We start from the raw sequence: 13,400 nt of genomic DNA on the forward strand, positions 1-13,400 counted from the left end.
CAGCCGCTTACGTGTCTTCGGTAAAGCGCACCTTGCCAATAAAGGGCAAATTGCGATTGCGCTGTGCGTAGTCAATTCCGTAACCGACAACAAACTCATCCGGGATCTCAAACCCGATCCAGTCCGAGCGGAAATCAACCTCGCGTCGGCTGGGTTTGTCCAGCAGGGCGATGGATTTCAGACGCTTGGGATTGCGGCTGTGCAGCAGGTTGGTGACGTGGTTCAAGGTGTGGCCAGTGTCGACAATATCCTCGACCACCAGCACGTCGCGCCCTTCAATTGCGCCGCGCAAGTCTTTGAGAATACGCACTTCCCGGCTGCTCTCCATGGAATCGCCGTAAGACGACGCCTCAAGAAAGTCGACCTCGATGGGCAGGTCCAGCTCGCGCACCAGATCGGCGATGAAGACGAAACTGCCGCGCAACAGGCCCACCACAACCAGCTTGTCGGTATTGCCGAATTCCTCGGAAATCTTGCGACACAGCTCCTCAATCCGCGCCGCGATGGCCTTGGCCGAGATCATCTCATCTATCACATAAGCGCGGTCAGTCATCGCAGCCCCCTTGATCTTTGGCGCGCAACATACGACATGACGCGCCATTGTCACCTTTAAATGCCTGAATGCCATGCCAATCCACTCGGAAACCCGCCACCTGCCATACACCGCCCAGCAGATGTATGATCTGGTTGCGGATGTGGCGAAATACCCGCAGTTTCTGCCCTGGTGCGCAGCGGCCCGTATCCGCAAGACCTATGCGGCAGGCGAGGCCGAGGTGATGGAGGCCGATCTGGTCATCTCGTTCAAAGTGTTTCGCGAGCGGTTCGGCAGCCGGGTGACGCTGTTTGCGGATCAGAAGAAGATCGACACCGAATATCTGGACGGTCCGTTCAAATACATGAAATCCGACTGGCAGTTCGAAGACGCGCCGGACGGGGGCTGCAACGTGTCGTTCCATGTGGATTTCGAATTCAAGAACGCCATCCTGCAGGGCATCATTGGCGTGGTCTTCAACGAGGCCATGCAACGCATCGTTCGCGCGTTCGAGGCTCGTGCCGCCGAGCTTTACAGCTAAGGCTTTACCAACGAACGGCGCACGTTAGACTGCGCCTCATGTCAGATTTCACATCAGCATTGGCGGCTTTTGCCGCGGGCGCGATCTCGACCACCGCGCAGGCACGGATTGTCACGTCGCTATCTGTTCTGGATTGGATCGCCGTTGGCCGCGCCGGGGCGGATGAACCCGTGTCTAATACCGTACGGAATATGGTGCTAGAGGAGGGCGGCGCCGCCCAGGCGCATATGTTCGGCGGGGGGCTCGCGCCCCTCCGCGCAGCGGCTTTGGTCAATGGCAACGTGTCCCATGCATTGGATTATGACGACACCCATTTCGCCCATATCGGCCACCCATCGGTCGCCGTTATGCCCGCTGCGCTGGCGGTGTCGGAATGGGATGATCGTATTCTTGTGGACTTCCTCGAAGCGGCCCTGATCGGGATGGAGGTCTCAATCCGCATCGGCCTGTGGCTGGGGCGCGGCCACTATCAGGCCGGGTTTCACCAAACGGCAACGGCGGGGGCCTTTGGGGCGGCGGTGGCGGTGGGGCGTCTGTTACAGTTCGACGCCGATCAGATGCGTCAGGTGCTGGGCCTGACAGCGACCCGCTCGGCGGGTCTGAAGGCTCAGTTCGGCACGATGGGCAAGCCTTACAACGCGGGTTTGGCAGCCTCGAATGGGGTTGAGGCGGCGCTTCTGGTCAAGCGCGGATTTGAACCCAATGCCGAAGCACTGGAAGGCCAATTTGGCTTTGGCGCGACGCATCAGGGGGCTGCGGATGCCACGGCGGCTCTGGACGGTTTAGGAGATGAATGGCTTTTCGAATCCGTCAGCTACAAGTTCCACGCCTGCTGCCACGGGCTACACGCGGCGCTTGAGGCCGCGCGTAATCTGGACATCGCTGAACCCGAAGTGGCCGAGATCCAGGTCAAAACCCACCCGCGTTGGATGAGCGTCTGCAACCAGATGTCTCCGACCACCGGGCTGGGGGCGAAATTCTCATATCGCACGGTGATTGCAATGCAGGCGTTGGGATATGACACCGCCTTGCCGGGCAGCTACTCTGAGAAGGTCTGCGCCGACCCGCGCATCCGGTCGCTGCAAGATCGCATCACGGTCAAAGCGGATGACTCCCTTTCCGAAACTGAGGCTTGCCTGACCTTGCTGCGGCGCGACGGGGCGCGGCGTGAGGCTACCTATGACCTCATGACCCCAATGTCTCTTCCCGACCGGGAAGACCGGGTTCGTGCCAAAGCCTCGAAACTGATCGGAGGGATTGAGGCGGACGCGATCTGGTCGATGCTGCGCACCGGCGGTCGCGCCCGCGATCTGGCTGCAAAACTGGCGGGTTAGTCCACGCGCCAGTGCAGGGGGAAACCGGGGTCGAATACGGTTACCGGGCCGTCTCCGGTTTCGATCTTGTCGGGGTACTCGACCGGTTCGCCTTTGGTCAGCGTGATCGAACCTTCGTTCACAGGCAGGCCATAGAAGGCAGGCCCATTCAGAGAAACAAACCCTTCCAGCTTGTCCAACGCGCCTTCGCGGTCGAACATCTCGGCCACCAAGGACATGGTGTTCGTCGCCGTGAAACAACCTGCGCAACCACAGGCCATTTCCTTGTTGTCATCCGTGTGCGGCGCGCTGTCGGTGCCCAGGAAATAGCGCGCATCACCCGAGGTCGCGGCCTTCAGCAACTCCAACCGATGTTCTTCGCGCTTGGCGACGGGTAGGCAATAGTAATGCGGCTTGATCCCACCGACCAGTATATGGTTGCGGTTGATGATCAGGTGATGCGCGGTGATCGTCGCGCCCAGATCGGTGTCATTGCCTTTGACGTACTGAACACCGTCATGGGTCGTAATATGCTCCATCACCACCCGCAGGCCCGGAGTAGCTTTGCGGATCGGATCCAGAACGCGATCGATGAACACAGCCTCGCGGTCGAAAATGTCAATCTCGGCATCTGTCACTTCACCATGCACACACAGGGGCAGGCCAATCTCGGCCATGCGTTCCAGCACAGGGCGCACATTGTCGAAATTCCGCACGCCGGAATGTGAATTGGTTGTGGCCCCTGCCGGATACAACTTCACCGCCTTGACCAGCCCGCTTGCATGGGCGGCGGCCAGATCGTCCGGGTCCGTGTCTTCGGTCAGATACAGGGTCATCAGCGGCTCGAACGCCATCCCCTCGGGCAGCGCGGCCATGATGCGCTCGCGATAGGCAGCAGCGTGTGCGCCAGTCACCACCGGGGGTACCAGATTGGGCATGATGATCGCACGGCCAAAATGGCGCGCGGTTTCGGGCAGAACGGCCTGCAGCATCGCGCCATCGCGCAGATGCAGGTGCCAGTCGTCGGGGCGGCGGATCGTGATGCTATCAGTCATGACGCACCCGCTAGCACAGACCCCGCCGCCGGAAAAGACCTTGTCAGCGCGCAGGATCGCCGTACCTCTTCCCCCACCGCAGGCTTGACGCAGACCCCGGCCCATGACCTGTTAGGCCGCAAGGAGAACATGCATGACCCAACCAAGTTCCATTGATGCCGTTCAGCAAACACTGGACGCGCAAGGTTACGTGTGCGGCCGGGCATTGGCGACGGTTGTTTTTCTGGCGCTCAAGCTGGGCCGCCCGCTGTTTCTGGAAGGTGAGGCAGGCGTTGGAAAGACCGAAATCGCAAAGGCACTGGCTGCGGGTTTGGGGCGCCGCCTGATCCGCCTGCAATGCTATGAGGGGCTGGATGCCTCCTCAGCCGTCTATGAATGGAACTTCCCGGCGCAAATGGTCGCTATCCGCACGGCTGAGGCCGCAGGCGGCGCGGACCGCACAGCCCTGCAAACCGAACTGTTCTCGGACGACTACCTGATCGAACGCCCCTTGCTGCAAGCCATGCGACCGGATGAGCACGGCGCGCCGGTGCTGCTCATTGACGAACTCGACCGCACCGATGAACCCTTCGAGGCGTTCCTGCTGGAAGCGCTCAGCGATTTTCAGGTCACAATCCCGGAACTCGGTACCGTCCATGCGCCCGAACCACCCATCGTCATCGTCACTTCGAACCGCACGCGCGAGGTGCATGACGCCCTCAAACGCCGCTGCCTCTACCACTGGGTCGACTACCCCGATTTCAACCGCGAGATCGAAATCCTGCACGCCCGCGCGCCCGAGGCCGCCGAGGCGCTCAGCCGCGAGGTTGTCGCCTTTGTTCAACGCCTGCGCACCGAAGACCTGTTCAAAAAACCCGGCGTCGCCGAAACCATCGACTGGGCCAAATGCCTGCTGGCGCTGGATGTCATCAACCTCAGCCCCGAGGTCATCGGCGACACGCTCGGCGCGATCCTGAAATACCAGGACGACATCCAGAAACTGCAAGGCTCTGAAGCCAAACGCATTCTGGATGAGGCAAAAGCCGACCTCGAACCCGCCTGATGCTTCTTCTGTTCAAAAATACCTCGGGGGTATGGGGGCAGAGCCCCCATGAAAGGTAATGGCCGAACACCTTACGCTCGACACCCCCGCAGATCCGAAACTGGCGCAAAACATCACCCATTTTGCCCGCGCGCTGCGCAAGGCGGGACTGCCCATCGGGACAGGTCGGGTGGTGGATGCCATACGCGCCGTGCAGGCGGCGGGTTTCACGCAAAGGCAGGATTTCTACTGGACCCTGCACGCCTGTTTCGTGAACCGACCTGAACATCGCACCGTCTTTGCACAGGTTTTCCGCCTCTACTGGCGCGACCCGCGTTATCTGGAACACATGATGTCCATGATGCTGCCCGCCATTCGGGGCGTGCAGGAAGAACGCAAGGCCGACGCCGCCGAAAAGCGCGCAGCCGAGGCGCTGCTGGACGGGGTTGAACGTGATCTGCCCGAGCCTGCGGAAGATGAAGGCGAGACCGAGCTCGACATTGACGCCTCGCAAACCGCGTCTTCCGAAGAACGCCTGCGCAGTCTGGATTTTGAGCAGATGAGCACGGATGAAATCGCACAGGCCAAACGCCTTCTGGCGCGTCTAACCTTGCCGGTTCACCCGATTGCCAGCAGGCGGGCGCAGGCCAACCCTCTGGGCCACCGCATCGACCGCGCCAGAACCCTGCGCGCAGCCATGCGTCAGGGTGGTGAGATACGGGACATTGCCCGGCAAAAACCTAGGCCTCGCTGGCCCAATCTTGTGGTTCTTTGCGACATCTCGGGTTCAATGAGCCAATACAGCCGCCTGATCCTGCATTTCCTGCACACCGTCTCGAACGCCAAGGGCGCGGGATGGGCCAAGGTCCACGCTTTCACCTTTGGCACAAGACTTACCAATATCACCCGCCACTTGCACCAACGCGACGTGGACGCCGCGCTGGCCGCCGCCGGGGCCGAAGCGCAGGATTGGGAGGGTGGCACACGGATCGGGGACTGTCTGCACGCGTTCAATCGTGACTGGTCGCGGCGCGTGATGGGGCAGGGTGCCGTTGTTCTGCTGATCTCGGACGGGCTGGATCGTGGCGACCCGGACGCCTTGGCGAAGGAAACCGAACGTCTGCACCTGTCGGCGCGCCGTCTGATCTGGCTCAATCCATTGCTGCGATGGGATGGGTTCGCGCCAAAGGCGCAGGGCGTGGCTGCCATGCTGCCGCATGTGGACAGCTTCCGCGCCGGTCACTCGATTGCGTCGCTCGAAGATCTGGCGACCGTCATTTCGGAACCACAGGATGTGGGCGAGAAAGCGCGGCTGATCTCCGCGCTTTCCGGCTAAGCGTCAGCCCAGCTGTTTTTCATTGCACTCGCGCGCCATTTCAATGGCTTTGTAAGTGCCGGTCAGATCGACGGTGAAACCAAAGGATTTTTCCGGGAACACGATCATGACCTTCTGTTTGGCCAGATCTTCCGCGAATTGCGGATCGTCCGACAGCACGTAGCCGCCTGAATACCCCTTGGTGATGTTTCCCTTCATGCCCGTGGCCTCACCCAGATACAGGTTGTCGCCCAGAATGATCGCCACGGCTTCTTTCTCACCGCGCTTGATGTCCGTTTCGGCTTTGGTAAAGACGCCGACATAGCCCACAGCGCGATCCTCAGTCAGGCCCATCTGAACCACGTTTTCCGAGTCATCGATCGCTTCGATCAGGCAGGATTTCTTTTCATTGTCGATGAAGACCTTCCAGCCTTCGACCTCGCCATAGCGTTCAAATGTATCAGCCCAAGCTGCGGTTGACGCCAACAGCCCAAAAGCTGCGCCGAGTGTAAGAATGCGTTTCAACTCTCTGTCTCCGTTTTGAAAATGGGGGCACGTCCGGGATTGGCCCCGAAGGTAGCAGCAAGCTAAAAGCACGGGCGCAGACAATCAATGCTTTGCTTATGTGAATACGAAAGAACCTTTGCCCCCAAGCAAGCTCGTCCTTGAGCGGGGACTGCCCCCATATGCTTTTCTTCCCGCTTTTCCTGACTATGTTGAGTCCGATGACCTCAGGAGGCTTCGATGGAGCGATTCGACAACAGCCCGGAAACCGCTTTGGACTGGCACCGCAAAGGGCGCGGTGCGGCCCTGGCGACGGTGGTCGAGACCTGGGGCAGTGCACCGCGCCGGGTGGGCGCTCAGTTGGTGATTGGCGGTGATGGGCGGATCGAAGGGTCCGTGTCCGGCGGGTGCGTCGAAGGCGCGGTGATCGTCGAGGCGCTGGAAGCCATTGATGAGGGCGAGGCGCGATTGCTGGAGTTTGGCGTCAGCGACGAAGACGCCTTTGCCGTGGGTCTGGCCTGTGGCGGCACCATCCGGGTTCTGGTTGAACCGGTTGGCCGCGTCCTGCCTGAATCGATGCTGGCCGAACTGGTCGCCGCGCGGGCGGCGCGCGAGCCGCTGGCTTATGAGGTCAATATCAACAGCGGCCACCGCGCCCTGCGGCGCAACAAATACCCCGACCGACTGCGCATGGACCGGTCCGGTTTCGAAGAGGATGCAGAGACCTTTGTCGCCGTCCATAACCCGCCCTTGCGCCTGATCGTCGTCGGTGCGGTTCACATCGCGCAGGCTTTGGTGCCTATGGCGCGGATTGCGGGATATGACCCGGCCATCGTGGACCCGCGCGATGCCTTTGCGTCAGATGCGCGCTTTCCCGGTGAAAAGATTCTCACCGATTGGCCGGACGAAGCCGTTTTGAAACTGGGACTAGACACGCGCACAGCGGTTGTTCTGCTGACCCATGACCCCAAGCTGGACGACCCCGCGCTGCAAGCCGCGTTGGAGGCGGACGTGTTCTACATCGGCGCGCTGGGGTCAAAGCGAACCCATGCCAAACGGGTCGAGCGTATGTCGGCTGCCGGGTTTACCGATGCGCAGATCGGCAGAATACACGGGCCAATTGGTATGGACATCGGAGCCACTGATCCTTCGGAAATTGCCGTTGCGATCCTGGCTCAGATGACTGCTGTTCTGCGAGGCAAGGCATGAAGTTTGGCCCGGTGCCCGTAGCTGATGCCAACGGGGCGATTCTGGCGCATTCGGTCATGGCCTCGGACCGCAAACTGCGCAAGGGTCTGAGACTGACCGAAGATCACATCACACAACTGACACAGGCCGGTTTGACCGAAATTGTCGTGGCCCGTCTGGAACCCGGCGACTGTCACGAGGACGAGGCGGCTACGCTGTTGGCCAAGGCTTTGGTACCTGACCCGTCGGCGGCGAACCTGCGCGTGACCGAAGCATTTACGGGGCGCGTCAACTTGCTGGCCAACGGGCCGGGCGTCGTGGCGCTGGACGTGGCCGCGCTGGAGCAGTTCAATCAGGTCAACCCAATGATCACCGTCGCCACAGTTCCGCAGCATCAGCAGATGAGTGACGGCGGAATGGTCGCGACGATCAAGGTGATTTCCTACGCCGTGCCCGAGGTGGACGTTCAGCGCGCAGCAAGCCTTGCGCAAAGCTCAGTTCAACTGATTGCGCCGGTTCACAAAACCGCTGGTCTGATCGTGACGGATATTCCCGGTGGACCACCGAACGAAAAAGGCATCGCGGCCATGCGGGGGCGGGTCGAACTGTTGGGGATGGAGTTGTGCGACGTGCAGATCGTCGCGCATGACACCGATCCCCTTGCGAAGGCCATTGCCGGAACGCAGGGCGACGTTCTGATGATTCTGACCGCTTCGGCCACCTCGGATGTGGATGATGTGGCACCTTCGGCTGTGCGCTCGGCAGGCGGGGCGGTGGATCGGTTCGGTATGCCGGTCGATCCCGGCAACCTGCTGTTTCTGGGCGCGATGGGGGATCGGCCCGTTATCGGCCTGCCGGGTTGCGCACGCTCGCCTGCTTTGAACGGCGCGGATTGGGTTCTGTCCCGCGTTGCCTGCGGTGTCGAGACCACAGGCGCGGATATTGCGGCCATGGGTGTGGGCGGATTGCTCAAGGAAATCCCGACGCGACCTCAACCGCGCGCCCAGCGCAGGCCGTGACGCCACGGCATTTTGACCTCTATCCCTGCCACTTTAGGTTATGAGTGTTAAGCGACGCTCGGGGTGTTGAACGCGACAAGATTTTTGTTCTCAAACGAAAATTCCCGTGTTTAACTCGGTCGCAAGGGAGAAAATCAAAACTGGGAGGAACTCATGACACAGGTCTCAATGACCGTGAACGGTAAATCCGTTAGCGGTGACGTCGAAGGCCGGACCCTGCTGTCCAGCTTTCTGCGCGACCACCTGTCGCTGACGGGCACACATGTAGGCTGCGATACGGCCCAATGCGGCGCCTGTGTGGTGCATGTGAATGGTGAGGCGGTCAAATCCTGCAACATGCTGGCACTTGAGGCTGATGGGGCCGAGGTGGGTACCATCGAAGGTCAGGCCAATCCGGACGGGTCGCTGAATGTCATTCAGCAGGCATTTCAGGATCACCACGGGCTGCAATGCGGGTTCTGCACGCCGGGTATGGTGATGAGTGCTGCGGCCCTGCTGAAAGACAATCCGCGCCCGACCGAGGCCGAAATACGCAAGTATCTGGAAGGCAATCTGTGCCGCTGCACCGGATACCACAATATCGTCAAGGCGATCATGGCCGCTTCGGGTCAGGACGCCAGCAGCATCGCTGCCGAATGATGCCACTGCGGGCGTAAGGGAGACGCCCGTGGGATGACAGAGGATGCATCCGCATCCGTTTATGGGAGGAGAACAAGCAATGCCCAAAGACAGTGGCATCGGAGCCAGTTCCAAGCGCCGCGAGGACGTGCGCTTTCTGACCGGAGCAGGCAATTACACCGACGACATCAACGTACATAACCAGGCCTATGTGCATTTCCTGAGGTCCGACATCGCGCATGGGCGGATCAAATCCGTCGATACTTCGGCGGCCGAGGGGATGCCGGGTGTGGTCAAGGTTTTCACCGGCAAGGATTTCGAAGGCGTGGGCGGGATGCCTTGCGGCTGGGAAGTGACCGACAAGCACGGCGCGCCCATGCAAGAACCTCCGCACCCAATTCTGGCCCAGGGCAAGGTGCGCCATGTGGGCGATCCGATTGCCGCCGTTGTGGCCGACAGTCTGGAACAGGCCCGCGACGCCGCCGAGGCGATTGAGGTCGATATCGAAGAACTGCCTGCCGTGATCGACATGAAGGCCGCCGCGCAGGATGGCGCGACGCTGGTTCATGACGATCTGAAAAACAACATCTGCTATGACTGGCAGTTGGGTGAGGCCGACGATGCCAAGGTCAATGAGGTGTTTGCCAACGCGGCGCATGTGACCACTCTGGACCTTGTGAATAACCGATTGGTTGCTAACCCGATGGAGCCGCGCGTTGCAGTCGCCGAATACGCTCGGGCGACCGAGGAATATACGCTTTATACCACCTCGCAGAACCCGCATGTGATCCGTCTGCTGATGTGCGCCTTTGTTCTGGGCCTGCCTGAACACAAGGTCCGCGTGGTTGCCCCGGATGTGGGCGGTGGTTTCGGCACCAAGATCTTCCACTATGCGGAAGAGGCGTTCGTGACATTTGCCGCCAAAGCTTGCGGCCGCCCGGTCAAATGGTCGTCCAGCCGGTCCGAGGCGTTCATGTCGGATGCTCATGGTCGCGATCATGTCAGTACCATCGAACTGGCGCTGGATGCCGACAATAACTTCATCGGTCTGCGCACCAATACCTTCGCGAATCTGGGAGCCTACCTGTCGACCTTCTCAAGTTCCGTGCCCACATGGCTGCACGGCACGCTGATGGCGGGCAACTACAAGACGCCGGTCATTCAGGTGAACGTGAAGGCGATGTTCACCAATACGGTTCCGGTGGATGCCTATCGCGGTGCGGGCCGGCCAGAGGCGACGTTCCAGTTGGAGCGCGTGGTGGACAAGGCCGCGCGCGAGTTGGGCGTCGATCCGATTGCCCTGCGCCGTCAGAACTTCGTCACCGAGTTCCCCTATGACACGCCGGTGGCGCTGACTTATGACACCGGCAACTACAACGGGACGATGGACAAGCTTGAGGCCGCCGCCGATCTGGCAGGCTTTGCCGCCCGCCGTTCGGCCAGTGAGGCCAATGGCAAGCTGCGCGGTCTGGGCATCAACTGCTATATCGAAGCCTGCGGGATTGCACCCTCGAACATCGTTGGCATGCTGGGGGCCCGCGCGGGTCTTTATGACGCGGCGACGGTGCGGGTGAATGCCACCGGTTCGATCAGCGTCATGGTCGGCGCACATAGCCACGGGCAGGGGCATGAGACCGCCTTTCCGCAGGTAGTGGCCGACATGATCGGCATCGACGAGTCGATGGTTGAGATTGTGCATGGGGATACGTCCAAGATTCCGTTTGGGATGGGGACCTATGGGTCTCGGTCTCTGGCGGTCTGTGGCTCGGCCATGGTGAAAGCGACCGAGAAAGTGATCGAGAAGGCCAAGAAGATCGCCGCCCATCTGCTGGAAGCGTCCGAGGCTGATATCGAGCTGAAGGACGGCCAGTTCAGCGTGGCAGGCACCGACAAGTCGGTGGCCTGGGGTGATGTGACCCTGACAGCCTATGTGCCGCATAACTACCCGCTGGAGGTGGAGCCCGGGCTGGAAGAGACCGCGTTCTACGATCCGGCCAACTTCACCTTCCCGGCAGGGGCCTATGCGTGTGAGGTTGAGGTCGATCCTGAAACCGGTCAGGTCAGCATCGAAAAGTTCACCGCTGCGGATGACTTCGGCAACATCATCAACCCTATGATCGTTGATGGTCAGGTTCATGGCGGGATCGGGCAGGGGATCGGTCAGGCCCTGCTGGAGAACTGCGCCTATGACGAAAACGGGCAACTGCTGAGCGCGTCTTTCATGGATTACGCGATGCCACGCGCAGATGACGTGCCGTTTTATGGCGTGGATCATTCCAGCCAGACGCCGTGTACGCATAACCCGTTGGGGGTGAAAGGCTGTGGTGAGGCCGGGGCGATTGGCTCTCCGCCTGCGGTGGTCAATGCGGTGCTGGATGCGCTGAACTCGGGCGGCAAGGCGGTCGATCACATCGACATGCCCGTGAGCCCGTCGCGCGTTTGGGCGGCGATGAACAGCTGAGAGGTTGGGGGGCGAGGGGGCAGCCCCTCCCGCTCCCCGGGATATTTATAGCCAGATGAAGGGCGGATCCGCGCCTTTCGGAAAGGAAGACGCAATGTACAATTTCGAGTTTGAGAAGCCCTCGACCATCGCTGATGCGGTTGCTGCGTTAGGGTCTGAAGATGCGCAGGCGCTGGGGGGTGGGCAGACGCTGATTCCGACCCTCAAGCAGCGGTTGGCTGCGCCGTCGAAACTGGTGTCGATGAGCGGGATTGCCGAGATGCAGGGGGTTTGCATCGAGGATGACGGCTCGGTCGCGATTGGCGGGGCGACACCGCATGCGGTGGTGGCGCGCGAGGCTGCGGGAAACTATCCGGCGCTGGCGGCGCTGGCGGGTCAGATCGGTGATCCGGCGGTGCGCAATCGCGGTACCCTTGGCGGGTCCATCGCCAATAATGACCCGGCGGCGTGTTATCCGGCAGGTGTGCTGGGATCGGGCGCGACGGTCGTGACCAATACGCGCCAGATCGGGGCGGATGATTTCTTTGACGGTATGTTCAGCACGGCGCTGGATGAGGGTGAGATCATCACATCGGTCCGGTTCCCGGTGCCGCAGGCGGCGAGTTATCAGAAGTTCCTGCAACCTGCCTCGCGCTTTGCCCTGGTCGGTGTGTTTGTGGCGCGGTTCTCGGATGGTGTCCGTGTTGCCGTAACGGGGGCCAGCGAGGACGGTGTGTTCCGGTGGTCCGAGGCCGAGGCGGCGCTGAACACTGCGTTCCGTCCTGATGCGTTGATGGATCTGAAGGTCAACCCGATGAACATGATTGCCGATCTGCATGGCAGCAAGGAATACCGGGCGCATCTGGTTGGAGTAATGACCAAGCGCGCCGTTGAAGCCTGTATGTGAAGCAGGCAGGTTTTTCTGGAAAGCCCCGGACCGTGCGCCGGGGCTTTTTATGTGCTGCGTATTCTGGGCAGTTTCGGGGCCTGCCAATAGGCGCCGGTATCCTCGCGAGCCTTTTCATAGGCTTCGACCCGGCGTCTGGCGTCTTCGCCACCCGCGGAGAAGAGATGGCTTAGAAGGCATTCCAGCACGGCCATCGCCCCGGAAAAGCTGGAGAAATGGTGCATGGACCGCGTGCTGATCTGTAAGCTGACATCGGGTCGCAATCCCGGCGCGATCACGTCGCTGTCCGAGATCAGGATGATCCGGACCCCTTTGTCCGCGGCAAAACGCATGGTGCGGATGGTTTCTGCCGAATAGGGCCGCACCGTTATGGCCAGCAGGCAATCGTTGCTGTCCGCGTCCAACAGGTCGTCGGTGGCAGAGCCCATGTGCCGTGGCACCAGTTGCAGGCCGGGATGGGCCATGCGGCCCGCGTAGTGGAAATAGTAAGCCAGGGCGTAGCTGGCCCGCGTCGCGGTGATGAAACAGCGCTGCGCGTTCAGAATAAGGTTGGTCGCGTCCTTGACGTCGCCGGGGTCCATCAACCGCAGTGATCTTGTAACCACATTCAACTCGTTGCGGGCGAAATCGGCCTGGGCTGCGCTGAACGGCCCGTCTGCCCCCTGGCGTGACAGCCAGTCCTGATGCAGGCGATCCTCTCCGTCCGTGACCAGAGCTTGCCGGAACGGGTGGCGGAAGGCGTCGTAGCCGTCAAACCCCATACGTTGGGCAAGGCGCACAAGGACGTTTGAACTGACGCCGATTTTCTCGGCTGTGATGCGGATCGGGTCGAGGCCAAAGTCGCCGGGATGGTCGATCACGTATTTGGCCGCCGCCTGCAATTGCGCCGGCATGTGGTCGATCTCGTGTCTGAGAGCGTTGGTCAACTGGTTGAGGGTGTCGGTCAT

At 60.9% G+C, this 13,400-nt stretch carries 13 protein-coding genes; 9 read left to right on the top strand and 4 right to left on the bottom strand.

The genetic code is table 11. The features are described 5' to 3' along the window. Nucleotides 1-7: 7 nt before the first annotated feature. Nucleotides 8-553, bottom strand: a complete 546-nt coding sequence (gene hpt, locus ACR0LW_RS01120) for a hypoxanthine phosphoribosyltransferase (protein WP_170451130.1) — start codon at nt 551-553, stop codon at nt 8-10. Nucleotides 554-626: 73 nt separating this feature from the next. Between hpt and ACR0LW_RS01125 the strand changes: the two genes are divergently transcribed. Together ACR0LW_RS01125 and ACR0LW_RS01130 are read left to right on the top strand one after the other, a co-directional pair. After that, complete coding sequence (locus tag ACR0LW_RS01125; protein ID WP_170451128.1) at nt 627-1,073, top strand: type II toxin-antitoxin system RatA family toxin; 447 nt, start codon at nt 627-629, stop codon at nt 1,071-1,073. A 38-nt stretch (nt 1,074-1,111) separates the two neighbouring features. Beyond that, a complete protein-coding gene (locus ACR0LW_RS01130) occupies nt 1,112-2,407 on the top strand; it encodes an MmgE/PrpD family protein (RefSeq protein ID WP_480881303.1) in 1,296 nt (431 codons plus the stop codon). Here the strand turns inward: ACR0LW_RS01130 and pyrC are convergent. Then, nucleotides 2,404-3,441: a dihydroorotase gene (gene pyrC / locus ACR0LW_RS01135; protein WP_480881305.1), complete on the bottom strand. Its 1,038-nt coding sequence runs from the start codon at nt 3,439-3,441 to the stop codon at nt 2,404-2,406. The genes ACR0LW_RS01130 and pyrC overlap by 4 nt on opposite strands. Nucleotides 3,442-3,574: 133 nt before the next feature. Here pyrC and ACR0LW_RS01140 point away from each other — a divergent pair, with 133 nt between their 5' ends. After that, nucleotides 3,575-4,483 carry an AAA family ATPase gene (locus ACR0LW_RS01140; RefSeq protein WP_480881306.1) on the top strand — a complete coding sequence of 303 codons (909 nt, stop codon included), beginning with the start codon at nt 3,575-3,577 and terminating at the stop codon, nt 4,481-4,483. A 58-nt stretch (nt 4,484-4,541) separates the two neighbouring features. Then, on the top strand, nt 4,542-5,798 hold the full coding sequence (locus ACR0LW_RS01145) for a vWA domain-containing protein (RefSeq protein WP_480881308.1): 1,257 nt from the start codon (nt 4,542-4,544) through the stop codon (nt 5,796-5,798). A 3-nt stretch (nt 5,799-5,801) separates the two neighbouring features. Here the strand turns inward: ACR0LW_RS01145 and ACR0LW_RS01150 are convergent, their stop codons facing one another. After that, a complete protein-coding gene (locus tag ACR0LW_RS01150) occupies nt 5,802-6,302 on the bottom strand; it encodes a hypothetical protein (protein ID WP_170451001.1) in 501 nt (166 codons plus the stop codon). Between the two features lie 219 nt (nt 6,303-6,521). Here ACR0LW_RS01150 and ACR0LW_RS01155 point away from each other — a divergent pair, with 219 nt between their 5' ends. The 5 genes from ACR0LW_RS01155 (at nt 6,522) to ACR0LW_RS01175 (ending at nt 12,453) form a co-directional block, all read left to right on the top strand. Beyond that, nucleotides 6,522-7,490 carry an XdhC family protein gene (locus ACR0LW_RS01155; protein ID WP_480881310.1) on the top strand — a complete coding sequence of 323 codons (969 nt, stop codon included), beginning with the start codon at nt 6,522-6,524 and terminating at the stop codon, nt 7,488-7,490. Then, on the top strand, nt 7,487-8,488 hold the full coding sequence (locus ACR0LW_RS01160) for a molybdopterin-binding protein (protein WP_480881312.1): 1,002 nt from the start codon (nt 7,487-7,489) through the stop codon (nt 8,486-8,488). The genes ACR0LW_RS01155 and ACR0LW_RS01160 overlap by 4 nt, the downstream gene beginning before the upstream one ends. A gap of 153 nt (nt 8,489-8,641) precedes the next feature. Then, nucleotides 8,642-9,127: a (2Fe-2S)-binding protein gene (locus ACR0LW_RS01165; protein ID WP_480881314.1), complete on the top strand. Its 486-nt coding sequence runs from the start codon at nt 8,642-8,644 to the stop codon at nt 9,125-9,127. A 79-nt stretch (nt 9,128-9,206) separates the two neighbouring features. Further along, the gene (locus ACR0LW_RS01170) at nt 9,207-11,567 is read left to right on the top strand and encodes a xanthine dehydrogenase family protein molybdopterin-binding subunit (RefSeq protein ID WP_480881316.1); all 2,361 of its coding nucleotides are present in this window, start codon (nt 9,207-9,209) and stop codon (nt 11,565-11,567) included. A gap of 94 nt (nt 11,568-11,661) precedes the next feature. After that, nucleotides 11,662-12,453: an FAD binding domain-containing protein gene (locus tag ACR0LW_RS01175; protein ID WP_170630139.1), complete on the top strand. Its 792-nt coding sequence runs from the start codon at nt 11,662-11,664 to the stop codon at nt 12,451-12,453. A 47-nt stretch (nt 12,454-12,500) separates the two neighbouring features. On the opposite strand, the gene ACR0LW_RS01180 is transcribed toward ACR0LW_RS01175, so the two are convergent. Then, nucleotides 12,501-13,400, bottom strand: coding sequence for a MurR/RpiR family transcriptional regulator (locus tag ACR0LW_RS01180; RefSeq protein ID WP_480881318.1), 900 nt, complete (start codon nt 13,398-13,400; stop codon nt 12,501-12,503).

The sequence above is a fragment of the Ruegeria sp. N4 genome (assembly GCF_056531425.1).

What these genes read in the sequence shown, in the direction of transcription:
- ACR0LW_RS01140 (WP_480881306.1), top strand. Translation starts at nt 3,575, where the DNA reads ATGACCCAACCAAGTTCCATTGATGCCGTTCAGCAAACACTGGACGCG.
- ACR0LW_RS01180 (WP_480881318.1), bottom strand. Translation starts at nt 13,400, where the DNA reads ATGACCGACACCCTCAACCAGTTGACCAACGCTCTCAGACACGAGATC.
- ACR0LW_RS01125 (WP_170451128.1), top strand. Translation starts at nt 627, where the DNA reads ATGCCAATCCACTCGGAAACCCGCCACCTGCCATACACCGCCCAGCAG.
- ACR0LW_RS01175 (WP_170630139.1), top strand. Translation starts at nt 11,662, where the DNA reads ATGTACAATTTCGAGTTTGAGAAGCCCTCGACCATCGCTGATGCGGTT.
- ACR0LW_RS01170 (WP_480881316.1), top strand. Translation starts at nt 9,207, where the DNA reads ATGCCCAAAGACAGTGGCATCGGAGCCAGTTCCAAGCGCCGCGAGGAC.
- ACR0LW_RS01145 (WP_480881308.1), top strand. Translation starts at nt 4,542, where the DNA reads ATGGCCGAACACCTTACGCTCGACACCCCCGCAGATCCGAAACTGGCG.
- ACR0LW_RS01155 (WP_480881310.1), top strand. Translation starts at nt 6,522, where the DNA reads ATGGAGCGATTCGACAACAGCCCGGAAACCGCTTTGGACTGGCACCGC.
- ACR0LW_RS01160 (WP_480881312.1), top strand. Translation starts at nt 7,487, where the DNA reads ATGAAGTTTGGCCCGGTGCCCGTAGCTGATGCCAACGGGGCGATTCTG.
- hpt (WP_170451130.1), bottom strand. Translation starts at nt 553, where the DNA reads ATGACTGACCGCGCTTATGTGATAGATGAGATGATCTCGGCCAAGGCC.
- ACR0LW_RS01165 (WP_480881314.1), top strand. Translation starts at nt 8,642, where the DNA reads ATGACACAGGTCTCAATGACCGTGAACGGTAAATCCGTTAGCGGTGAC.
- ACR0LW_RS01130 (WP_480881303.1), top strand. Translation starts at nt 1,112, where the DNA reads ATGTCAGATTTCACATCAGCATTGGCGGCTTTTGCCGCGGGCGCGATC.
- pyrC (WP_480881305.1), bottom strand. Translation starts at nt 3,441, where the DNA reads ATGACTGATAGCATCACGATCCGCCGCCCCGACGACTGGCACCTGCAT.